Origin of the sequence: Frigoribacterium sp. Leaf164, assembly GCF_001423665.1 — a bacterium.
Taxonomy (GTDB): Bacteria; Actinomycetota; Actinomycetes; order Actinomycetales; family Microbacteriaceae; genus Frigoribacterium; species Frigoribacterium endophyticum.
In genome coordinates, this window is record NZ_LMOX01000003.1 from 518,759 (window position 1) to 539,899 (window position 21,141).

The 21,141-nt window shown below is 72.2% G+C and carries 18 protein-coding genes; 7 read left to right on the plus strand and 11 right to left on the minus strand.

Annotated features, from left to right (window positions below):
- Positions 1-11: 11 nt before the first annotated feature.
- Positions 12-668: an FMN reductase gene (gene msuE / locus ASF82_RS10420; protein WP_197981322.1), complete on the minus strand. Its 657-nt coding sequence runs from the start codon at positions 666-668 to the stop codon at positions 12-14.
- Positions 669-740: 72 nt separating this feature from the next.
- Between msuE and ASF82_RS10425 the strand changes: the two genes are divergently transcribed.
- Genes ASF82_RS10425 through ASF82_RS10435 form a run of 3 tightly spaced genes read left to right on the plus strand, consistent with a single transcriptional unit; the run spans position 741 to position 3,932 of the window.
- A complete protein-coding gene (locus ASF82_RS10425) occupies positions 741-1,523 on the plus strand; it encodes a class I SAM-dependent methyltransferase (RefSeq protein ID WP_235491261.1) in 783 nt (260 codons plus the stop codon).
- 34 nt (positions 1,524-1,557) lie between these two features.
- A complete protein-coding gene (locus ASF82_RS10430; protein WP_056056791.1) occupies positions 1,558-2,613 on the plus strand; it encodes a hypothetical protein in 1,056 nt (351 codons plus the stop codon).
- Complete coding sequence (locus ASF82_RS10435; protein WP_056056793.1) at positions 2,610-3,932, plus strand: kynureninase; 1,323 nt, start codon at positions 2,610-2,612, stop codon at positions 3,930-3,932. Before ASF82_RS10430 ends, ASF82_RS10435 begins: the two co-directional genes overlap by 4 nt.
- Before the next feature lie 83 nt (positions 3,933-4,015).
- Here ASF82_RS10435 and nrdF read toward each other — a convergent pair whose 3' ends face one another.
- From nrdF to nrdH, 4 genes are all read right to left on the minus strand, one after another.
- Positions 4,016-5,041, minus strand: coding sequence for a class 1b ribonucleoside-diphosphate reductase subunit beta (nrdF, locus tag ASF82_RS10440; protein ID WP_056056795.1), 1,026 nt, complete (start codon positions 5,039-5,041; stop codon positions 4,016-4,018).
- A 112-nt stretch (positions 5,042-5,153) separates the two neighbouring features.
- Positions 5,154-7,259, minus strand: a complete 2,106-nt coding sequence (gene nrdE, locus ASF82_RS10445) for a class 1b ribonucleoside-diphosphate reductase subunit alpha (protein WP_056058956.1) — start codon at positions 7,257-7,259, stop codon at positions 5,154-5,156.
- 32 nt (positions 7,260-7,291) lie between these two features.
- Positions 7,292-7,708, minus strand: a complete 417-nt coding sequence (gene nrdI, locus ASF82_RS10450) for a class Ib ribonucleoside-diphosphate reductase assembly flavoprotein NrdI (RefSeq protein WP_056056798.1) — start codon at positions 7,706-7,708, stop codon at positions 7,292-7,294.
- Positions 7,709-7,758: 50 nt separating this feature from the next.
- Positions 7,759-7,992, minus strand: coding sequence for a glutaredoxin-like protein NrdH (gene nrdH, locus ASF82_RS10455; protein WP_056056800.1), 234 nt, complete (start codon positions 7,990-7,992; stop codon positions 7,759-7,761).
- A 374-nt stretch (positions 7,993-8,366) separates the two neighbouring features.
- Between nrdH and ASF82_RS10460 the strand changes: the two genes are divergently transcribed.
- The 3 genes from ASF82_RS10460 (at position 8,367) to ASF82_RS10470 (ending at position 11,034) form a co-directional block, all read left to right on the plus strand.
- Positions 8,367-9,575 (plus strand): MFS transporter, encoded by a 1,209-nt coding sequence (locus tag ASF82_RS10460; RefSeq protein WP_056056802.1) that lies wholly within the window; start codon positions 8,367-8,369, stop codon positions 9,573-9,575.
- 28 nt (positions 9,576-9,603) lie between these two features.
- Entirely contained in the window at positions 9,604-10,434 is an 831-nt protein-coding gene (locus ASF82_RS10465; protein ID WP_056056804.1) for an aldo/keto reductase, read from the plus strand.
- Positions 10,435-10,509: 75 nt separating this feature from the next.
- On the plus strand, positions 10,510-11,034 hold the full coding sequence (locus ASF82_RS10470; RefSeq protein ID WP_056056806.1) for a ribonuclease H: 525 nt from the start codon (positions 10,510-10,512) through the stop codon (positions 11,032-11,034).
- A 99-nt stretch (positions 11,035-11,133) separates the two neighbouring features.
- On the opposite strand, the gene ASF82_RS10475 is transcribed toward ASF82_RS10470, so the two are convergent.
- The 3 genes from ASF82_RS10475 to ASF82_RS10485 form a co-directional block, all read right to left on the minus strand.
- A complete protein-coding gene (locus ASF82_RS10475; protein WP_056056808.1) occupies positions 11,134-11,895 on the minus strand; it encodes an SDR family oxidoreductase in 762 nt (253 codons plus the stop codon).
- Between the two features lie 97 nt (positions 11,896-11,992).
- On the minus strand, positions 11,993-14,563 hold the full coding sequence (locus ASF82_RS10480) for an RNA helicase (protein WP_056056810.1): 2,571 nt from the start codon (positions 14,561-14,563) through the stop codon (positions 11,993-11,995).
- A gap of 507 nt (positions 14,564-15,070) precedes the next feature.
- Positions 15,071-15,268, minus strand: a complete 198-nt coding sequence (locus ASF82_RS10485) for a hypothetical protein (protein ID WP_056056812.1) — start codon at positions 15,266-15,268, stop codon at positions 15,071-15,073.
- 189 nt (positions 15,269-15,457) lie between these two features.
- On the opposite strand from ASF82_RS10485, the gene ASF82_RS10490 reads away from it, so the two are divergent.
- Positions 15,458-16,363, plus strand: coding sequence for an NAD(P)-dependent oxidoreductase (locus ASF82_RS10490; RefSeq protein WP_056058958.1), 906 nt, complete (start codon positions 15,458-15,460; stop codon positions 16,361-16,363).
- Between the two features lie 111 nt (positions 16,364-16,474).
- Here ASF82_RS10490 and ASF82_RS10495 read toward each other — a convergent pair whose 3' ends face one another.
- From ASF82_RS10495 to ASF82_RS10505, 3 genes are all read right to left on the minus strand, one after another.
- Positions 16,475-18,046, minus strand: coding sequence for a methyltransferase (locus ASF82_RS10495; RefSeq protein ID WP_056056814.1), 1,572 nt, complete (start codon positions 18,044-18,046; stop codon positions 16,475-16,477).
- Between the two features lie 109 nt (positions 18,047-18,155).
- Entirely contained in the window at positions 18,156-19,601 is a 1,446-nt protein-coding gene (locus tag ASF82_RS15570) for a right-handed parallel beta-helix repeat-containing protein (RefSeq protein WP_056056816.1), read from the minus strand.
- A 310-nt stretch (positions 19,602-19,911) separates the two neighbouring features.
- Complete coding sequence (locus ASF82_RS10505; protein WP_056056818.1) at positions 19,912-20,910, minus strand: hypothetical protein; 999 nt, start codon at positions 20,908-20,910, stop codon at positions 19,912-19,914.
- Positions 20,911-21,141: the final 231 nt, after the last annotated feature.

Genomic DNA, 21,141 nt, shown 5'->3' on the forward strand with positions numbered 1-21,141 from the left:
TATCTCGGCGGTCAGCTGTACAGCCGGGTGGGCACGGTCGCGTCGAGCTCGGCGGTGCGGAGGTCGACGTCGGCGTCGAGGGCGGCGCCGCTCAACGACTCCTCGATGCGGCGCTTCTCGGCGGTGCTCGAGCGGATCAGCGGCAGCCCGCGCGCGATGGCGTTGCGGATGCGCTCCTGCAGCAGGGGCGCCGTCACGCGCCGGTCGGTGAAGTCGCTGGCGTGCGCGTAGACGCCGAGCGGGAGCGTCAACGCCTGGAAGAAGCCGAAGAGCGGCCGCAGCGAGTGCTCGAGGATGAGCGCGTGGCGCTCGCTGCCGCCCGTGGCGGCGAGCAGCACCGGCACGTCGACGAGCGCGTACTGCTCGACGAAGTCGAAGAGGTGCTTGAACAGGCCCGTGAAGGAGGCGCGGTAGACCGGCGAGGCCGCGATCAGCAGGTCTGCCCCCTCGATGGCCCGCAGCTCGCGCTCGACCCGCGCGTCGAGCTGGTCGCGGGTGAGCGCCCCGGCGAAGAGCGGACCGAGCTCGCTGACCCGGATGACGTGCCGCTCGATCGGCATGACCAGGGCGAGCTCGTCGAGGATCGCGTCGACCAGGGCGTCGGTCTTGCTGGGCGTGCTGAGCGTTCCCGACACGGCGACGACGCGCAGCGGAGGTGTCTGAGTCATGACGACCATGCTCGCCCCTCCCCTCGTCGTAACGTTCGTGTGTGACGTTCTGAGTCGTGCGACAGTGACCTGGTGACGCATCACCTACCTGCCTCCGCCTCCGCCCCCGCCGACCCGGCCGACGTGCTCGCGCTGCACGCCGCCTCCTTCGGCCTGGCCGCCGACGTCTACGAACGCGGCCGCCCCTCGTACCCCCGCGAGGCCGTCGAGTGGCTGCTGCCGCGCGGCGCCCGCGACGTGGTCGACCTCGGGGCCGGCACGGGCAAGCTGACCCGCGTGCTGCTCGAGCAGGTCGACGAGGTCGTCGCCGTGGAGCCGAGCGAGGGCATGCGCGAGATCCTCGAGCGCGTCGTGCCGCGGGCCCGGTCGCTCGCCGGCAGCGCCGAGAGCATGCCGCTCGCCGACGACTCGGTCGACGCCGTGCTCGTCGCCCAGGCCTGGCACTGGGTCGACCCCGTGGTCGCCGTGCCGGAGGTCGCCCGCGTGCTGCGGCCGGGCGGCACCCTCGGGCTGCTCTGGAACATCCGCGACGAGACGGTGCCGTGGCTCGCCGCCCTCAGCCGTGTGCTGAACCAGCCCGCCGAGCGCGACATGCAGTCGGAGGCGCCCGTCGTCGGGGCGCCGTTCGGCGAGGTCGAGCGGCACGACGTCGAGTGGGTGCACGAGCTCGAGCGCGACGAGTTCCTCGCGATGATCGCCTCGCGCAGCTACGTCATCACCCTGTCGGTCGACGACCGCGCGCAGGTGCTGCGCGACGTCGGCGCGCTGCTCGACACGCACCCCGACACCCGGGGCGTCGACCTCATCCGCCTGCCGTACGTGACGCGGTGCAGCCGGGCCGTGCTGCTCGGCTGAGCCGCGGCACGGGCGGTGCCCGTACGGTGGGGTCATGACCCCGGAGGCCCTGCTCGTCACGGTCGACCACGTGTGGTCGGGCCGCTGGCGCGGGCCGTCGGTCGTGCGGGCCACGCGCGAGGGGCTGCACCTCTTCGGCAGCCCCGACCCCGCGACCTCGGCGGCGCTGCCGCACCTGCCCGGCACGCTGCTCTCGCCCTTCACCGACTCGCACGTGCACCTCGGCCTCGTCGACCCGACGCAGCTCGGGCCGGGCGGCATCGCCCGGGTGCTCGACCTCGGCTGGGACCCGGACGAGGCCTCCCTCTGGCCCGAGCACGGCCGGATGGACGACGCCTGGCCCGAGGTCCAGGTCGCCGGCGGGCTGCTCGGCGCCCCGGGCGGCTACCCGAGCCGCGCGGGCTGGGCGCCCGCCACCGCCGCGGTGCCGATCACGAGCACCGTCGACGCGCACCGCGAGGTGCGACGGATGCGCGACCTCGGGGCGTCGGTGATCAAGGTCGCGCTGAACGGCGACGTCGGGCCGGTGCTCGACCGGGTGCTGCTCGAGGCGATCGCGGAGGCCGCCGACGACGTGCAGCTGCTCACGGTCGCGCACGTGCAGGGCCTCGGGCAGGTGCGCCGTGCCCTCGACGCCGGCCTGCTGCGCTTCGCGCACACCCCCTTCAGCGAGGTGCTGACCGACGACCTCGTCGACCGTGCCGCCGACGGCACGTGGATCAGCACGCTCGACATCCACGGCCACGGCCGGGGAGGCGCGGAGCACGAGATCGCCGTCACGAACCTCACGAGGTTCCGGGCGGCCGGCGGGCACGTGCTCTACGGCACCGACCTCGGCAACGGTGACCTGCCCGTGGGCGTCAACGAGCGCGAGCTGCGGGCGCTGCAGCGCGCGGGGCTCGGCCTCGACGAGCTGCTCCGGGCCCTCGGCAGCGACGACACCCTCGACGCGGGCAGCGACGGCCGCCACTGGTCGCGCCGGGCGTCGTGGATCCCGACCGCGCCGCCGGGCCCCGACGGCGACGCTCCCGCGTGGCTGGCCACCGCCTCCGTGCTCACCCCCGACACCCTGCTGGAGAAGACCCGATGACCGACGCCTCCCCCACCTCGCCCGCCCCCGGCGCCTCGCCCGCCTCCCCCGCCGGCGCCGACGACCTGCCGGCGGCGCCGCACGACGCGGCCGACCCGCTCGCCGCGCTGGTCGCGAGGTTCGTGCCCGCGGGCGACGTGGTCTCCTACCTCGACGGCAACTCGCTGGGGCGGCCCCTGCTCGCGACGGGGCCGCGCGTCGAGCAGCTGCTGCGGCACGACTGGGGCACCCGGCTGATCCGTTCGTGGGACGAGCGCTGGATGGCGCTGCCCACCGAGGTCGGCGACCGCATCGGCGCCGTGGCGCTCGGCGCGGCGCCCGGGCAGACGGTCGTCGGCGACTCGACCACCGTGCTGCTCTACAAGGCGATCCGGGCGGCGCTCGCGGCGCGGCCCGGTCGGCACGAGATCGTCATCGACGACGACCAGTTCCCGACCGATCGCTTCGTCGTCGAGGGCATCGCGCGCGAGCGCGGCGCCGTCGTGCGCTGGGTCTCGGTCGACCCGGCCCTCGGCGTGACGCCCGAGCTGCTCGCACCGGTGCTGGGCCCCGACACGGCGGTCGTGCTGGTCAACCACGTGTCGTACCGGTCGGCGTTCGTCGCCGACCTCGAGGCGATCGCGACCGCGGTGCGGGAGGCGGGGGCCCTGCTGGTCGCCGACCTCTGCCACTCGGTGGGCGTGGTGCCGATGCAGCTCGACGCGTGGGGAGTCGACATCGCGGTGGGCTGCACCTACAAGTACCTCAACGGCGGGCCGGGGGCGCCCGCGTTCCTCTACGCCCGGGCCGACCTGGTCGCCGAGCTCGAGCAGCCGATCCAGGGCTGGATGGGCGCCGCCGACGTCTTCGCGATGGCCGACGGGTACACGGCGTCGCCGGGCATCCGACGCTTCATCAGCGGCACGCCGCCGGTGGTCGGGATGCTCGCGATGCAGGACATGCTCGACCTGGTCGACGAGGCCGGGGTGGAGGCGGTCCGGGCCAAGTCGGTCGCGCTCACCGAGTACGCGCTCGAGCTCGTCGACGCGTGGCTCGTGCCGCTCGGCGTCGAGGTCGCGAGCCCCCGCGACCCGTCGCAGCGGGGCAGCCACGTGATGATCCGGCACGCGGCGTTCCGCGAGGTGGTCGCGACGCTCTGGGAGCAGGGCGTGGTGCCCGACTTCCGCAACCCCGACGGGCTGCGCATCGGCCTGTCGCCGCTCTCGACCAGCTTCGAGGAGGTGCGGGTCGGCCTGGCCGCGGTGCGCACCGCCCTGCAGGAGCAGCGGGCCGCCCCGGCCGTCGCCTCCGCCCCCGAGCCGGGCCCCACCACCCCCTGAACCCGCCTCCTCGGTGGAGAGGCGGGGCACGACGAAGGGCGCCGGCCGGAGCCGGCGCCCTTCGTGGCGTGTGCGGGGAGGGGCTAGAAGTCCCAGTCCTCGTCTTCCGTGTTGACGGCCTTGCCGATGACGTACGACGAGCCCGACCCGGAGAAGAAGTCGTGGTTCTCGTCGGCGTTCGGCGACAGGGCCGACAGGATCGCCGGGTTCACGTCGGTGGCGTCCTTCGGGAACATCGGCTCGTAGCCGAGGTTCATCAGCGCCTTGTTGGCGTTGTAGTGCAGGAACTTGCGGACGTCCTCCGTCAGGCCGACGCCGTCGTACAGGTCCTGCGTGTACTGGATCTCGTTCTCGTAGAGCTCGAAGAGGAGGTTGAACGTGTAGTCCTTGATCTCCTGCTTGCGCTCCTCGGAGGCTCCTTCGAGGCCCTTCTGGAACTTGTAGCCGATGTAGTACCCGTGCACGGCCTCGTCGCGGATGATGAGACGGATCAGGTCAGCGGTGTTGGTGAGCTTCGCCCGCGACGACCAGTACATCGGCAGGTAGAAGCCGCTGTAGAACAGGAACGACTCGAGCAGCGTCGAGGCGACCTTGCGCTTCAGGGGGTCGTCGCCCGTGTAGTAGTCGAGGACGATCTGTGCCTTCTTCTGCAGGTTCGGGTTCTCGACCGACCAGCGGAAGGCGTCGTCGATCTCGGGGGTCGACGCGAGGGTCGAGAAGATCGACGAGTAGCTCTTGGCGTGCACCGACTCCATGAACGCGATGTTCGTGTAGACGGCCTCCTCGTGCGGGGTGATCGCGTCGGGGATGAGGCTGATCGCGCCCACGGTGCCCTGGATGGTGTCGAGCAGCGTGAGGCCCGTGAACACGCGCATGGTGAGCTGCTGCTCCTCCGGCGTGAGGGTGTTCCACGACTGCACGTCGTTCGACAGCGGGATCTTCTCCGGCAGCCAGAAGTTGTTGACGAGTCGGTTCCAGACCTCGACGTCCTTGTCGTCCTGGATGCGGTTCCAGTTGATCGCACTGACCGACTTGATCAGCGGGATCGACTTGCCGGTGGCGTGCACCGGGTCGCCGGCGACGCTGTTGATCTTGTCGGTGATGGTCATGTCGTCTCTTCCGTCGGGTGGTGCCGTGGTTCTCAGTTCAGGAGGCGGGGGCCGGTCGTCGAGACCGGCCCCCGCCGGGTGCCGCGCCGCAGGAGCGGCACGGCGACGAGCACTAGAGCATGCAGCTGACGCAGCCGTCGACCTCGGTGCCCTCGAGCGCGAGCTGGCGCAGACGGATGTAGTAGATCGTCTTGATGCCCTTGCGCCATGCGTAGATCTGCGCCTTGTTGATGTCGCGGGTCGACGCCGTGTCCTTGAAGAACAGGGTCAGCGAGAGGCCCTGGTCGACGTGCTGCGTCGCCGCGGCGTAGGTGTCGATGATCTTCTCGGGGCCGATCTCGTACGCGTCGGTGTAGTACTCCAGGTTGTCGTTCGTCATGAACGGCGCCGGGTAATAGACGCGGCCGAGCTTGCCTTCCTTGCGGATCTCGATCTTCGACGCGATCGGGTGGATCGACGACGTCGAGTGGTTGATGTACGAGATCGAGCCGGTCGGGGGCACCGCCTGCAGGTTCTGGTTGTACAGGCCGTGCTCCATGACGCTGGCCTTGAGGGCGAGCCAGTCGGCCTGCGTCGGGATCGCGACGCCGGAGGCGGCGAACAGGCCCGCGGCGCGCTCGGTCGCCGGCACCCACGCCTGCTCGGTGTACTTGTCGAAGAACTCGCCGGAGGCGTACTTGCTGTCCTCGAAGCCGCCGAAGGTCACGCCCCGCTCGATCGCGATGGTGTTCGAGGCCCGCAGGGCGTGGAACAGCACCGTGTAGAAGTAGATGTTCGTGAAGTCGATCGCTTCTTCGCTGCCGTAGTGCACGCGCTCACGAGCCAGGTAGCCGTGGAGGTTCATCTGGCCGAGGCCGATGGCGTGCGACTGGTCGTTGCCGACCTCGATCGAGCGCACCGACTGGATGTGGCTCATGTCGCTGACGGCGCTGAGGCCGCGGATGGCCGTCTCGACCGTCTTGCCGAAGTCGGGGGCGTCCATCGCCAGGGCGATGTTCATCGACCCGAGGTTGCAGGAGATGTCTTTCCCGATCTCGTTGTACGAGAGGTCCTCGTTGAACGTGGTCGGGGTGTTGACCTGCAGGATCTCCGAGCACAGGTTCGACATGTTGATGCGGCCCTTGATCGGGTTCGCCGCGTTCACCGTGTCTTCGAACACGATGTAGGGGTAGCCCGACTCGAACTGGATCTCCGCGATCGTCTGGAAGAAGTCGCGGGCCTTGATCTTGGTCTTCTTGATGCGGCCGTCGGCCACCATCTCGCGGTACTTCTCGCTGATCGGGACGTCGCCGAAGGGGACGCCGTAGATCTTCTCGACGTCGTACGGCGAGAAGAGGTACATGTCCTCGTTGTTCTTGGCGAGCTCGAACGTGATGTCGGGCACGACGACGCCGAGGGAGAGCGTCTTGATGCGGATCTTCTCGTCGGCGTTCTCACGCTTCGTGTCGAGGAACCGCATGATGTCGGGGTGGTGCGCGCTGAGGTACACGGCCCCCGCGCCCTGACGGGCACCGAGCTGGTTCGCGTAGCTGAAGCTGTCTTCCAGGAGCTTCATGACGGGGATGATGCCCGACGACTGGTTCTCGATCTGCTTGATCGGGGCGCCGGCCTCACGGATGTTCGAGAGCGAGAGGGCGACGCCGCCGCCGCGCTTCGAGAGCTGCAGCGACGAGTTGATGCCGCGCGAGATCGACTCCATGTTGTCTTCGATGCGCAGCAGGAAGCAGCTGACGAGCTCGCCGCGCTGGGCCTTCGCCGTGTTGAGGAAGGTCGGGGTGGCCGGCTGGAAACGGCCACCGATGATCTCCTCCACCAGGTCGATCGCGAGCTGCTCGTCGCCCTGGGCGAGGCCGAGGGCCGTCATGACCACCCGGTCTTCGAAGCGCTCGAGGTAGCGCTTGCCGTCGAACGTCTTGAGCGTGTACGAGGTGTAGTACTTGAACGCGCCGAGGAAGGTCTGGAAGCGGAACTTCTTCGAGTAGGCCAGGTCGTTCAGCTTCTCGATGAAGGCGAAGTCGTACTGCTCGATGGTGGCGAGCTCGTAGTACTCGTTCTCGACGAGGTAGTCGAGGCGCTCGCGCAGGTTGTGGAAGAAGACCGTGTTCTGGTTGACGTGCTGCAGGAAGTACTGCTTCGCCGCCTCGCGGTCCTTCTCGAACTGGATCTCGCCGGACGGACCGTAGAGGTTCAGCATCGCGTTCAGGGAGTGGTAGTCCATCCCGGAGCTGAGACCCTGCCCCGGGGCGGCGATCACTTCGAGGTCATCGACTGCTGTGTCCAAAATTCTTCCAATCCAGTTCTTACGGCTGTGACGTCGTCGGGAGTCCCGAAGACCTCGAATCGATAGAGGAGGGGCACGTCGCACTTGGCGGCGACGATGTCGCCGGCCAAGCAGTACCCCTCACCGAAGTTCGTGTTGCCCGCGGCCACGACGCCCCTGATGAGGGAGCGGTTGCCCTCGTCGTTGAGGAAGCGGATGACCTGCTTCGGCACGGCGCCCCGACCCTCGCCCCCGCCGTACGTCGGCAGGACGAGCACGTAGGGGTCGCTGACGTGGAGCGGCTGTTCCGAGGGGAACAGCGGGATGCGCTCGGCCGGCACGCCCAGCTTCATGACGAAGCGGTGGGTGTTGCCGGAGACGCTCGAGAAGTAGACGAGGTTCGTCATGTCAGGCGAGCCTCCTGTCTCGTCGGCGACCGCGGCCCGGGAGGCGCGGGTCAGGAGATGCGGGCGGCCAGGCCGGCGATCTTGTCGGGGCGGAAGCCGCTCCAGTGGTCGTCGTCGGCGATCACGACGGGGGCCTGCAGGTACCCGAGGGCCTTGACGGTCTCGAGCGCGGCCTCGTCGGCGGTGACGTCGAGCACCTCGTACTCGATGCCCTTGTTGTCGAGCGCACGGTAGGTCGCGGTGCACTGGACGCAGGACGGCTTGGTGTAGACGGTGATGGCCATGGGATCCCCTGTGTTCTGGTCGGCTCGGGAGCCGGGTGGTGAGCGGCGCGGACGCCGTGCGGTGGGCTTGTGGGGCCTGCGGGCGTGGTGCCCGTGGCGACTGTTCGATACTACATCTAGTGGCCGGGGGTTGCCCCCGCAACTAGATGCGGTGTTACACGCCTGTAGTTCGCCGGACCGAGTTCTCCACAGGGAACCGCACACGTTCTGCACAGAACGAGCCGGGTTCTCCCCGGTTCTGGGCCGTTCTCCACATGTTCGTCCCCACCACCGACATCGCCGAAGGGGTGTCCCCAGTTCGGGGCCCCGGCGTGTCGCGGCGAGTCGGCGGAGGGCTGTCGAGGGCCTCCGGGCGTCCGTAGACTCGACTCCTCGTGAGCACCTACACCTCCCTCCTGAAGACGCCGGGCGTCGGCCGCATCATCGCGGCGCAGCTGACCGCGCGCTTCCCGTTCGGGATGCTCTCGCTCGCGTTCCTCCTCCACGTCGAGCACGTCCACCACTCGTACGCCGCGGCCGGCCTCGTGCTCGCCGCGACGAGCATCGGGCAGGCCATCTCGGGCCCCCTGACGAGCCGGTGGATGGGCCGCTGGGGCATGCGCCCCGTCCTGCTGCTCACCCTCGTCGTCTGCTTCGTCACGATGGTGACCTTCACGCTGTACGACTTCTCCGTGCCCGCCTTCATGGCGCTCGGCTTCGTGACCGGCCTCAGCGTGCCTCCCGTCCAGCCCGCGGTGCGCACCATCTACCCGAAGATGGTCAACTCGTCGCAGCTGACCCCCCTGTTCTCCCTCGACGCCTCCGCCCAGGAGATCATCTGGGTCGCCGGCCCGGTCATCACCACCTTCGTCGGCACGCAGGTCGGCACGCAGGAGGCCATCTGGCTCGCCGCCGTCTTCCTCGTCGGGGGCGGCGCCTGGTTCATCGCCTCCCCCGAGGTCGGCCGGGTGCGCATCCCGCGCAGCAAGCGCGCCTTCGGCAAGGTGCTCGCGCGGCCGACCGTGCTGCTGGCCACCGCCTCCGGCTTCCTCCTCATCGGCGCCTGCGCGGCCGTCGAGGCCGGGGTCGTCGCCCTCTTCGGCGAGGGCAGCGCCGACTCGGGCATCGCCCTCGCCGTCTTCGCCCTCGGCTCGCTCGTCGGCGGCCTCGCCCTCGGGCACGTGCCGGTGGGCCCGTGGGCGCTGGCCCGCCGCCTCGCGATCGTCTTCGTCGGCATGACCCTGGCCGTCTTCGTCAGCGGACTGCTGCCGCTCAGCGCCGCCCTGCTCGTCGCCGGCGTCGGCATCGCCCCGGCCCTGGCCGTCATGTTCGCGATCGTGTCGTCGAGCGTGAAGTTCAGCGACACGGCCGAGGCCTACGGCTGGGCCGGCACCGGCCAGCTGATCGGCTCCGCCCTCGGCTCCGCGATCGCCGGCTTCTGGATCGACCGGATCGGCGGCCAGGGCGGCCTGCTGGTGGCCGCCGTGTTCGCGCTCGTCGGGGCCGTGGTGGGCGCCGTCTTCCACCGCTCGCTGCCCGATCTGCGCGGGCGCGACGCGAGCCCGCTGCCCGACACCGAACCGGTGCCCGTCCAGCCCAGCTGACCCGCGACTCCGGTGCCATGATCGAGGGATGGCCCCCATCGACACGCCCACCCTCGCCCTGAACGACGGCACCACCATCCCCCAGCTGGGGCTCGGCGTCTACAAGGTGCCCGACGACGAGGCCGAGACGGTCGTCGCGACGGCGCTCGAGGCGGGCTACCGCCACCTCGACACGGCGTCGTTCTACGGCAACGAGGGCGGCGTCGGCCGGGCGATGCGCGCCTCGGGCGTGCCCCGCGACGACGTCTTCCTCACCACGAAGGTGTGGAACACCGACCACGGCTACGACGAGACCCTGCGCGCCTTCGACCGCAGCCTCGAGACCCTCGGCACCGACCACGTCGAGCTGTACCTCATCCACTGGCCGGCCCCGACGCAGGACCGGTACGTCGAGACCTACCGCGCCCTGGAGCGCATCCGGGAGGAGGGGCGGGCCCGCTCGATCGGCGTCAGCAACTTCCAGGTGCACCACCTCGAGCGCCTGCTCGGCGAGACCGACGTCGTGCCCGTCGTCGACCAGGTCGAGGTGCACCCGTGGCTGCAGCAGCACGAGGTGCGGGAGTTCGCCGCGGCGCACGGCATCGTGACCCAGGCCTGGTCGCCGCTGGCCCGCGGCAGGATCCTCGACGACCCGACCCTGCTCCGCCTCGCCGAGCGACACGGCGTCTCGACCGCGCAGGTCGTGATCCGCTGGCACCTGCAGCAAGGGCTCGTCGTCATCCCGAAGTCGGTGACGCCGGCGCGCATCCGCTCGAACATCGACGTGTTCGGCTTCGAGCTCGACGACGACGACCTCGCGGCGGTCGCGACGCTCGACTCAGGGCAGCGCACCGGCTCGCACCCCGACACGAACGGCTGAGCCGGAGGCGCGGGTCGAGGGGGCGGCGCCCGCTCGCGTACCGTGGTGGGCGCACATCTCGAGCAAGGAGCACCCATGACGATCGTCGCCGCCGCTGACGGATCCGCCCTCGGCAACCCCGGCCCCGCCGGCTGGGCCTGGTACGTCGACGACGACCGCTGGGCCGCCGGGGGCTGGCCCCGGGCCACGAACAACCAGGGTGAGCTGACCGCCGTGCTCGAGCTGCTGCGCGCCACGGCCGGCACCGACGAGGTCGTCCACATCCTGTGCGACAGCCAGTACACGATCAAGGCCTGCACCGAGTGGATGCCGGGCTGGAAGCGCAAGGGCTGGCGCAAGGCCGACGGCAAGCCCGTGCTCAACGTGGAGATCCTCAAGGAGCTCGACGCCGCCCTCGCGGGGCGGGCGGTCACCTTCGAGTGGGTGCGCGGCCACGTCGGCCACGAGATGAACGAGGCCGCCGACGTCCGTGCCCGCGGCGCCGCGACGGCGTTCCAGAACCGCAGCGACGTGCCGAGCGGGCCGGGCTGGCCGGGTGCGCCGGTCGCGACGACCTCCCCGGTCGCCGCTCCCCCGGAGCCGCCCGCGACGCTCTTCTAGGTCGCGCCCCGCGCCTCCCCCTCACACGACGACGGCCCCGCAGCACGCGCTGCGGGGCCGTCGTCGCGGCGCGCGCCCCGGGCAGGGGGGCGCCCGCCGCTACATCGAGGGGTGGGTGCTCGACAGCCCGCCGTCGACGACGAACTGCGCGCCGGTCGAGAAGGCCGAGTCGTCGGAGGCGAGGTGCAGCGCGAGGCCCGCGACCTCCTCCGGCATGGCCAGGCGGCCACGCGGGCTCATCGTCTTGAAGGCGTCGAGCAGCGCGGGCTGCGCCTCGACCTGGCGCCGGAAGAGCGCGGTGTCGGTCGGGCCGGGGTGCAGGGAGTTGATGCGGATGTCCCAGCCCTCCTGCGCCGCGTGCGCGGCGCTGGAGCGGGTGAGGCCCACCAGCGCGTGCTTGCTGGCGGTGTAGGCCGCGTCGTCGCCGAAGCCGAGGAAGGACGTGGCCGGGGCCAGGTTGATGATCGACCCGCCGGACGACGCCGGGTTCGCGCGCATCTGCTCGATGGCGAAGCGCGTGCCGAGCATCACGCCCGTGACGTTGACGGCGAAGACCCTGTTCCAGCTCTCGAGCTGCGTCACGTCGATCGACTGGCCCGAGACGATGCCCGCGTTGTTGACCAGCACGTCGAGGCGCCCGTAGTGGTCGGCGATGCGGTCCATCACGCGCTTCCAGTCGCCGCCGTTGGCGACGTCGTGCTGGATGAACTCCGCGCCCGCCTCGGCGGCGACGGCCGAGCCGTCGAGGATGTCGGTGGCGACGACGCGCGCGCCCTCGTCCGCGAAGCGGCGGACGATGGCCTCCCCGATGCCCGAGGCGGCTCCGGTGACGATCGCGACTTTGCCGGACAGACGGGACATGGGTCCTCCTCGTGGAGCGGAGCACGGTGGTGCTGCGGGCGGTGCGTCGGAGGGTCGCTCCGGGGTGGCCGACGGGGTGCCGCGGCCAGCGACGATGCTACTCCTCGACGACCGTCGACCGGGCCCGGTCGGAGGCGGGACCGACGGCCGTGACGGTGACCACCGCCTCCCCGCGCTCGTCGCTCGAGGCCAGGTCGACCACGGCCGAGATGCCCCAGTCGTGGTCGCCCTCGGGGTCGGCGAGCACCTGCCGCACGCGCCACACGCTCGGCAGCTGCTCGACCTGGAGCATGTGCGGGCCCCGCGCGTCGGTGTCGGTGCCGATCGTGTCGTACTCGTCGAAGTAGCGGTCGAGGGCCTCGCCCCAGCGGTCGACGTCCCACCCCGACGACGAGTCGAGCTGGCCGAGGGCCTCGGCGTCGTCGCGGGCCATCAGCTGCACCCGACGGAACATCTCGTTGCGCACCGCGATGCGGAACGCCCGGTCGTTCGCCGTGAAGCGGCGGAGCACCGGCGGCACGATCTCGTCGTGGGCCTCGACCTCGCGGGGGTTCAGCATCTCCTCCCACTCGTCGAGCAGGCTCGAGTCGACCTGGCGCACCAGCTCGCCCAGCCACTCGATCAGGTCGGCGAGCTCGTCGGTCTTGGCCTCGTCGGGCACCGTCTGCCGTAGGGCACGGAACGCGTCGGAGAGGTAGCGCAGCACGAGGCCCTCCGACCGGGCCAGGCCGTAGAAGCCGACGTAGTCGCCGAACGTCATGGCCCGCTCGTAGAGGTCGCGCACGACCGACTTCGGGCTGAGGGCGAAGTCGCCGATCCAGGGCTGCGACGCCGCGTAGGTCTCGAAGAGCGCCGTGAGCAGCTCGTCGAGGGGCTTGGGGTGCGTGACCTCCTCGAGCAGCTCCATGCGCTGGTCGTACTCGATGCCCTCCTGCTTCATGGCCGCGACGGCCTCGCCGCGGGCCTTGAACTGCTGCTGCGAGAGGATCGGCCGCGGGTCGTCGAGGGTCGCCTCGATGACGGAGACGACGTCGAGGGCGTAGCTGGGCGACTCGCGGTCGAGCACCTCGAACGTCGCGAGCGCGAACGGCGAGAGCGGCTGGTTGAGCGCGAAGTTCGCCTGCAGGTCGACCGTGAGGCGGATGGTCGGCGCGGCGCCGTCGACGCCGGGCTCCTGCACGACGACCTCCGCGGTGCGGAGCGTGCGGTAGATCGAGATCGCCTGCCGGGCCATCGCGTACTGCTTCGCGAGGGGCTCGTGGTTGTCGAAGACGAGCGACCGGACGTTCGCGAAGACGTCGCCGCCGCGGCCGATCACGTTGAGCAGCATCGCGTGCGTGACCTGCAGGTGCGACACCAGGGGCTCGGGCTCCGCCGCGATGAGCTTGTGGAAGCTCGGCTCGCCCCACGAGACGAAGCCCTCGGGGGCCTTCTTGCGCACGATCTTGCGCTTCTTCTTCGGGTCGTCGCCGGCCTTCTCGATCGCCTTGAGGTTGTCGATCTCGTGCTCGGGCGCCTGCAGCACCACGGTGCCGGAGGTGTCGTAGCCGGCCCGGCCCGCCCGGCCCGCCACCTGGTGGAACTCGCGGGCGCTGAGCTGGCGCATGCGCGTGCCGTCGAACTTCGTCAGCGCGGTCAGCAGCACCGTGCGGATCGGCACGTTGATGCCGACGCCCAGGGTGTCGGTGCCGCAGATGACGCGGAGCAGGCCGCGCTGGGCGAGCTGCTCGACGAGACGGCGGTACTTGGGCAGCATGCCCGCGTGGTGCACGCCGATGCCCGACCGAACGAGCCGGCCGAGCGTCTTGCCGAAGCCGGTGCTGAACCGGAACCCGCCGATGAGCTCGGCGATCTCGTCGCGCTGCTCGCGCGTCGCGACCTTGATGCTCGACAGCGCCTGCGCCCGCTCGAGCGCGGCGGCCTGCGAGAAGTGCACGACGTAGACCGGGGCCTCGCCGGTGGAGAGGAGCTCCTCGACGGTCTCCTGCACGGGGGTCTGCGCGTACGAGTAGTGCAGGGGAACGGGGCGCTCGACGCCGGTGACCCGGGCGACGGGCCGGCCCGTGCGCCGGGCGAGGTCGTCGGTGATGCGCGTCACGTCGCCGAGCGTCGCCGACATCAGCAGGAACTGCGCCCGGGGCAGCAGCAGCAGGGGCACCTGCCAGGCCCAGCCGCGCGACTGGTCGCCGTAGAAGTGGAACTCGTCCATGACGACCTGGTCGACCTCGGCGTCGGGCCCCTCGCGGAGCGCGAGGTTGGCGAGGATCTCGGCGGTGCAGCAGATGATCGGGGCGTCGTGGTTCACCGACGAGTCGCCCGTCACCATGCCGACGTTCTCGGCGCCGAACAGCTCGACCAGCGCGAAGAACTTCTCGCTCACCAGGGCCTTGATCGGCGCCGTGTAGTACGTGCGCCGCCCCTGGCTCAGCGCCACGAAGTGCGCTCCCGCGGCGACGAGCGACTTGCCGGTGCCGGTCGGCGTGCTGAGGACGACGGAGGCGCCCGAGACGAGCTCCATCATGGCCTCGTCCTGCGCGGGGTACAGGGGCAGCCCCCGGCTCTCCGCCCACTCGACGAACGAGGTGTAGGCGACGTCGGGGTCGTACGAGGACGCTCCCGGGGTCGCGGGCAGCAGAGCGGCGAGCGGGGCGGTGGGAGCGGGCGACATGGTGAGTCGATCCTGCCCCATCGACCGGGCCCGCGCCTCCGCCCGGGGCGGGAGAGCCGTCACGGGGCCGGGGGGCGACCCCGTGACGGGCCCTCGCCACGGACCCTGAACCGCCCCGAGGTGAGGACTCCTCGATGGTGCCACGAACGTTTCGGTTCGGCAAACGACCGAGGGAGGCGTGACGCCCGGAGACGAGACACGCCCCCGTCGACGAGCCGGGCTCGGACAGGGGCGTGTCACCGCGCCCACGACGTCGGCCAGCTCGAGTTCGGATCAGGAGAGCCCGAGCGACCGGACGCCGCACGACGGGCGCGGGATGCCCCGGTAACCAGCCGGGCGCACGAACCCTACCGTAGCGTGAGGCTCGGGCTCCGGGAAGGGTGGCTGGGGGGTGATCGTGGGCCGGGTCACTCCGCTACCGCAGCGGACGGTGCTTGCCTGATCCCTCTGCGTCCGCTCCGCTACCGCAGCGGACAGTGCTCGTCTGATCCCGCTGCGTCCGCTGCGCTACCGCAGCGGGATGTGCCCGCCCAGCGCGTCGTCGACCTGCTCGACGGCGCCCTCGCGGGCGGCGTCGTCGGCCTCGGAGGCGCCGTGGGCGTCGACGGGGGCGGGGTCGTCGCCGTGCACGGCGGCCGCGTCGGTGCGGTCGTCGAGGTCGCGGTCGGCGGGGTCGGTGCTGCCGGTGATCGGGTCGGTGCTCATGGCGGTCCTCTCGCTGTCGGTGGTGGCGGGGCCGGGGCCGCGCCGTCCTCGTCACGGTACCCGCGCCTCCCGCACCGCCCCCAGCGACGCCGGACGACCCCGGACCCTGTGGGCCCTCCGCACCCCGACACGGTAAGAACGAGGAGGCGCACCGCGCGCCCTCGAGACCCTCCCCAGGAAGTGCAGACGATGTCGTCACCCGCCCCCTCCCCCGCCCCCCTCCGCGTCGCCGTCACCGGCGGCAGCGGCAAGCTCGGCCGCGCGGTCGTCCGAGACCTCGCCGAGCACGGCTGGGAGGTCGTGCTGCTCGACCGCGTCCCGAGCCCCGACCCGGTGCCCGGCGTCACCTTCGTGCAGGTCGACCTCTCCGACTACGGGCAGGTCGTGCAGGCGCTCACGCACGTCGACGACCGCTACGACTCGATCGACGCCGTGGTGCACCTCGGCGCGATCCCCGCCCCGGGGCTCGTGCCGAACGCGACGCTCTTCACGAACAACGTGACCGGCAGCTACAACGTCTTCGCCGCCGCCCGCGCCGCGCACATCCGCAACGTCGTCTGGGCCTCGAGCGAGACCCTGCTCGGCATCCCCTTCGACCTCGACCCGCCCTACCTGCCCCTCGACGAGGAGTACGCCGTGCGCCCCGAGTCGTCGTACTCGCTCGGCAAGGCCCTCGACGAGGAGATGGCCCGGCACTTCACCCGCTGGGACCGCCAGCTGAAGATGATCGGCCTGCGCTTCTCGAACGTCATGGACGACGGCGACTACGAGGACTTCCCGTGGGACGAGACGCCCGAGGCGAAGACCTTCAACCTGTTCTCGTACATCGACGCCCGCGACGGCGCCCAGGCCGTCCGCCGCGCGCTCGAGAGCGACCTGGTCGGCTACGAGGCGTTCATCATCGCCGCGACCGACACGGTCATGAACACCCCCACGGCCGTGCTGGCCGACCGGTTCTGGCCCCAGGTGGAGCGCCGCGCGGCCGTCGAGGGCACCGACTCGCTGCTCAGCAGCGACAAGGCCCGCGACCTGCTCGGCTTCGTGCCGGAGTTCAGCTGGCGCACCTGGGGCGACCGGGTCGGCAAGCAGGACTGACCTCGGCGGCGGCCGCGGCGGCCGCCGCGGAGCGCGTGGCACGACGGGCGAGTCCGACCCGACCGGGCGTCCGTCGACGCCCGGGTCGGTCGGACCCGCCCCTCGTCCGTCTCAGGCCCGCAGCATCCCCGTCGTCACGAGCTCCCGCACCTGCGGCAGCAGCTCGGCGGTCAGCGCCGCCTCGTCGGCCTCCAGCAGGTGCGCGAGCGCCCCGACGATCGCGCCGACGCTGAGCTCGCCGTCGCAGGCGCCCACCAGGGCCGAGAGCGCGGTGCCCGAGTCGACCCGCCGGGCGAACCCGCCGCCCTGCACGAGGGTGATCACGGTGGGGTCGTCGTTGCCGGGCCAGTAGTGGCGCTCCTCCGTGACGTCGCCGGCGACCGTGAGTCGGGTCGCGAGCAGCGCCGCGTCGTCGAGGCCGCGCAGCACGTCGACGGCGTCGAGCGTGGCCGCCAGGTGAGCGCCCAGCCCGACGTCGTTCGAGCCGAGGCCCCCGAGGAGGCGCTCGGTGCGCACCAGGGGCACCGCGCCTCCGCCCGGGGGTCGCCGGAGCGTCACGTAGCCGAAGCCGACCTCGACGACGCCCCGGGCCTCGAAGTCGCCGAGCCAGGCCTCGTAGAGGCGCTCGAAGTCGTCGGTGCCCGGGCGGGTGCCCCCGTCGCGGATCCAGGTCTCGGCGTAGGCCGCAGGGTCTTGCACCTCGCGCTCGACGACCCAGACGTCGAGGGGCACGTCGCCGCGCGAGGCCCAGTCGGCCACCGAGTACGCCCCCCGCTTGCCGGCCGCGGCGCCCGCGCCTCCGGTCTCCCAGTTGCCGAGCAGCTGCGCGACGCCGCCGGGGGCGAGGTGGGCCCCGACCTGCGCCACGACGGAGGCGACCAGGTCGTCGCCGACCATGCCGCCGTCGCGGTACTCGTACTCGGGCACGCCCGGGGCCCGGGGCGTGATGACGAAGGGCGGGTTCGAGACGACGTGGTCGAACGTCTCGCCGGCCACGGGCTCGAACAGGCTGCCGAGGCGGAACTCGATGCCGTCGACGAGGTTGAGCGCGGCGTTGAAGGCCGCGAACTCGAGGGCCCGCCGCGAGATGTCGGTGGCGACCACGTGGCGCGCGTGGCGGGCGACGTGCAGGGCCTGGATGCCGCAGCCGGTGCCGAGGTCGAGCGCGCGGTCGACGGTGCCGGGCGTCATCAGGCCCGCGAGCGTGGCCGAGGCGCCGCCGACCCCGAGGACGTGGTCCTCGCGCAGGGCGCCGCCGAGGGCGAGCTCGCCGAGGTCGGAGGTGATCCACCAGGAGGCCTCGCCGGCCGCGTCGACGAAGGCGTAGGGGCGCAGGTCGACGAGGGCGGCCACCTCGCCGCCGGGCCGGCGCTCGACGAGCCCGAGGGCCTCGGCGCCGTCCACGCCGAGCGTCGGCAGCGCCTCCGCCAAGTCGTCCGCCGGCTGTGGCACGCCCAGCACGAAGGCCAGCGCGAGGGTCGCGGCCGGCCGGAGCGACGGGTCGCGGTCGACGCTGCGGAGCAGGGCACGGCGAGCGGCCACCCGCTCGCCGCGGAACAGGGCCGCGCCGGCGGCGGCGCCCCAGGCGTCGGCGCTGCCGAGCCGGTCGACGGTGAAGTCGGCCGACGAGAGGTCGGAACGCAGGCGGGCGAGGAGGTCGGCGTCGGTGGAGAGGAACGGCACCCGACCATCTTGCCCCGCGGCGGCCGCGGCCCGGGACAGGGCCGCCGCCCGGCCCGGGAGCGGCGCCGGTGCGTCGGCGCACGCCGCGGCGGCCGCGGGGGCCGCCGCCTCAGCGGGAGCAGGCCCCGTTCGTCAGCCCGGCCGCGGCGCGCGTGCCGGCCGTGCGGCAGGCGACGACGGTGCCGACCGCGCCCTTCTGCACCCAGACCTCGTAGCCGGGCACGCCGCCGAGCACCGTGTTGTCGCGGAAGGCGTTGCCGCGCCCCCAGCCCGAGATGACGTGCACCTGGAAGGCGTCGAGCTTCGTGCCCGTGCCGGAGTTGGCGGTGACGAGGTAGCCGTCGCCCTTGACGTCGACCCACGAGTCGGCCGAGTTCTCGCCCGACCGGCCCGCGTCGCGGAAGACGTTGCCGCTGACGACGCCGCCCGTGGTGCCCTCCTTGAGGTCGATGCCCTCCGCCGCCGTGTCGGAGATGGTGTTGCCGATGATCTGCGCGCGGTCGGAGCGGTCGGGGGTCGACGACGAGCCCATGACGCTGCCCCAGTTGCTGACGGCGCTGCCGACGTAGATGCCCTCGCCGAAGCCCGCCTTGCGGAGCCCGGTGTCGTGCACCGACGAGCCCCGGACGGTCACGTCGACGCTGTTCGTGCGGAGGTGGACGCCCTCGTCGCCGATGCGGCCGACGTCGACGCCCTCGACGACGGTGCCGCTCGACCCGTCGAGCACGATGCCCTTCTGGGCGGTCTGCACGCTCAGCCCCGAGACGATCCACCGGTCGCCGGTCACGTGCAGGCCGTAGCCCTTCGAGACGCTGCCGGTGGTCAGCACGGCGGCCCGGGAGCCGGTGAGGCGGATCGGCCGGTCGGCCGTGCCGTCGGCCGCGGCCCGGAAGGTGCCGGTGTACGTGCCGTCACGGAGCGCGATCGTCTGGCCCGGCCGCGCCGCCGCCAGCGCCGCGGTGAGGCCCGCCGAGGTCGACACCGTCACCGTCGTCGCCGCCGGCGTCGCCACGGGCGACGTCGAGGACGCGGGAGGCGCGGGCGAGGCCACCGGGGCCGGCGCGGGGGTCGGGGCGGGGACCGGCGCGGGAGCCGGTGCCGGCGCCGGCGCGGGAGCCGGTGCCGGCGCGGGAGCCGGTGCCGGCGCGGCTGCAGGTGCAGGTGCGGGCGACGGCACAGGTGCAGGTGCCGCCACCGGCGCGGCGACGGCCGCCGCCCGCACCGTGAACGGCACCTCGACGGCCTGGCGTCCGCCGACCGCGGCGTCCTCCCAGCGCACGTCGAGCTCGTGGGCGCCCGGGGCGACGGCGATCGGGAAGGCGTAGGGCGCGACCTTGTCCTGGCCGAGGTAGCTCCCGTCGACCTTCACCTTGACGACGGAGCCGGCCGGGGCGTCGACCCCGAGCGTGAAGGCCCCGGTGGTCAGTGTGGCTCCCGCGAGCGGCACGCCGTCGGCGGTCGCGACGGACGTCGAGGCCGCGTGCGCCGCCTCGGGCACGGTGACCGTCGCGGCCACGCTCAGCAGCACGGCGGCGCCCGCCACGGTGCTCGTCACGGCCAGTCTCCTGGTGGTGGTCGTTCGTCCCATCATCGTCTCCCCGGTGTCGGTGGTGGTGGCCGACGGCACGCGCGGGGAGCGCCCCCTGCGCCCGGCAGGGTGGCCGTCCGGCGGTCGTCGACGCGCCCTCGGCGCTGATCCGACCATCCCATGCGGGCCCCGGAGCGTCTCCACCCCGTTGGCGGGTCAACCGCCCGCAGAGCGCCCCCAGAGCTGGGGGGCCGCGTCGTCCGACCTCACCCACGACGACGACGTGCCGCCCGCCCCGATAGGGGACGGACGGCACGGAGCAGGTCGCGACGGAGCGTCAGTTCGTGAAGACGGCCGCGTCGTAGTCGTAGCCCGGAGCGATCTGGTAGACGAGCTGAGCCGGGTCACTGACGGAGTAGACCTCCTGCCAGGTGGCGGACTGCCCGGCGGGCACGGTCGTGCTCGGCGAGCCCATGAGCCCCTGGGCCGAGTCGAAGACCTGGCTCGCCTCGACGCCGCCCGACGACACGCTCGAGTAGGTCTCGATCGGGTCGTAGTTCGCGCCGGTGTCGTTCTGCACGGTGACCGTGAACACGACGGCGGCGGCCTGGTCGGCGCCGGCGGCGGTCTCGCTCGGCGTGAAGGGCTGCGGGGCCGAGACGCTGACCGAGATGCCGTCGTCGTACGACCAGACGTCGCCGAAGACGGCGTTCTCGCTGGCCGCCTCCTCCGAGGCGTCGTCGGTCGACTCGGTGGGCTCCGTGACGCCGGGGTCGCTCGAGCCGCCCGTCTCGCCGGAGCTCTCGTCGATCGAGTCGCGGACGCTGCCGGCGGCCACGAGGCCGACGACGAGCACCGCGACGGAGACCAGGACGGCGAGGCCCGAGAGCGCCGTGCCGATGATCGCGAGGAGGCGCGAGCCGGTCTTCTTGAGGAGCGCCACGATGCCGAGGGCGAGGCCCACGAGGCCGAGCACCCCGCCGAAGACGATGATCGAGAGCAGCAGGCCGACGCCGCCGAGCACGACGGAGGCGATGCTCAGGCCGTTGCCGCCGGCCGGCGACGACGGCTGGCCGCCGTAGGGGGCGTAGGGCTGACCCGGCTGACCCGGCTGGCCCGCCTGGCCGTAGGGAGCCTGGGGAGCGCCGTACGCGCCCGGGGACGTCGTCTGCGGGGCTCCGTAGGCCGGCTGCGGCGCCGAGCCGGGGGCGCCGTCGCCGACGGGGGCCTGCTGGCCCGCGCCGGGGTAGGCGCCGTAGCTCGGGGGCTGCGGCACCGAGGGGGGCCCAGCGGCGGCGGGGTCGTACGGGTCGGACGGCTTCTGCGGATCGCTCATTTCTCAGAGTATGCCGTGTACCAGACCGCCCCGTCTGCCTCCCGCCCCGCGCGCCCCCCTTCTGGGGCCAAGCCCACCACCAGGGAGCGGCCCCGCACTCGCCCTACACGTAGTGCACCCGCCAAGAACGCCGCGAAGCGCCCCCGCCACCCGTCCACCACGTAGTGCACCCGCCAGGAAGGCCGCGAAGCGGCCCTTCAGTTGTTCTGACAAGAGGAACGGAATGCAGAA

Bases quoted from the DNA above. Each gene is read 5' to 3' on its own strand.
- ASF82_RS10465 (WP_056056804.1), top strand. From the start codon at position 9,604: ATGGCCCCCATCGACACGCCCACCCTCGCCCTGAACGACGGCACCACC.
- ASF82_RS10430 (WP_056056791.1), top strand. From the start codon at position 1,558: ATGACCCCGGAGGCCCTGCTCGTCACGGTCGACCACGTGTGGTCGGGC.
- nrdE (WP_056058956.1), bottom strand. From the start codon at position 7,259: ATGGACTACCACTCCCTGAACGCGATGCTGAACCTCTACGGTCCGTCC.
- nrdH (WP_056056800.1), bottom strand. From the start codon at position 7,992: ATGGCCATCACCGTCTACACCAAGCCGTCCTGCGTCCAGTGCACCGCG.
- msuE (WP_197981322.1), bottom strand. From the start codon at position 668: ATGACTCAGACACCTCCGCTGCGCGTCGTCGCCGTGTCGGGAACGCTC.
- ASF82_RS10480 (WP_056056810.1), bottom strand. From the start codon at position 14,563: ATGTCGCCCGCTCCCACCGCCCCGCTCGCCGCTCTGCTGCCCGCGACC.
- ASF82_RS10490 (WP_056058958.1), top strand. From the start codon at position 15,458: ATGTCGTCACCCGCCCCCTCCCCCGCCCCCCTCCGCGTCGCCGTCACC.
- ASF82_RS10435 (WP_056056793.1), top strand. From the start codon at position 2,610: ATGACCGACGCCTCCCCCACCTCGCCCGCCCCCGGCGCCTCGCCCGCC.
- ASF82_RS10475 (WP_056056808.1), bottom strand. From the start codon at position 11,895: ATGTCCCGTCTGTCCGGCAAAGTCGCGATCGTCACCGGAGCCGCCTCG.
- nrdF (WP_056056795.1), bottom strand. From the start codon at position 5,041: ATGACCATCACCGACAAGATCAACAGCGTCGCCGGCGACCCGGTGCAC.
- ASF82_RS10505 (WP_056056818.1), bottom strand. From the start codon at position 20,910: ATGAGCGATCCGCAGAAGCCGTCCGACCCGTACGACCCCGCCGCCGCT.
- ASF82_RS10485 (WP_056056812.1), bottom strand. From the start codon at position 15,268: ATGAGCACCGACCCGATCACCGGCAGCACCGACCCCGCCGACCGCGAC.
- nrdI (WP_056056798.1), bottom strand. From the start codon at position 7,708: ATGACGAACCTCGTCTACTTCTCGAGCGTCTCCGGCAACACCCACCGC.
- ASF82_RS10470 (WP_056056806.1), top strand. From the start codon at position 10,510: ATGACGATCGTCGCCGCCGCTGACGGATCCGCCCTCGGCAACCCCGGC.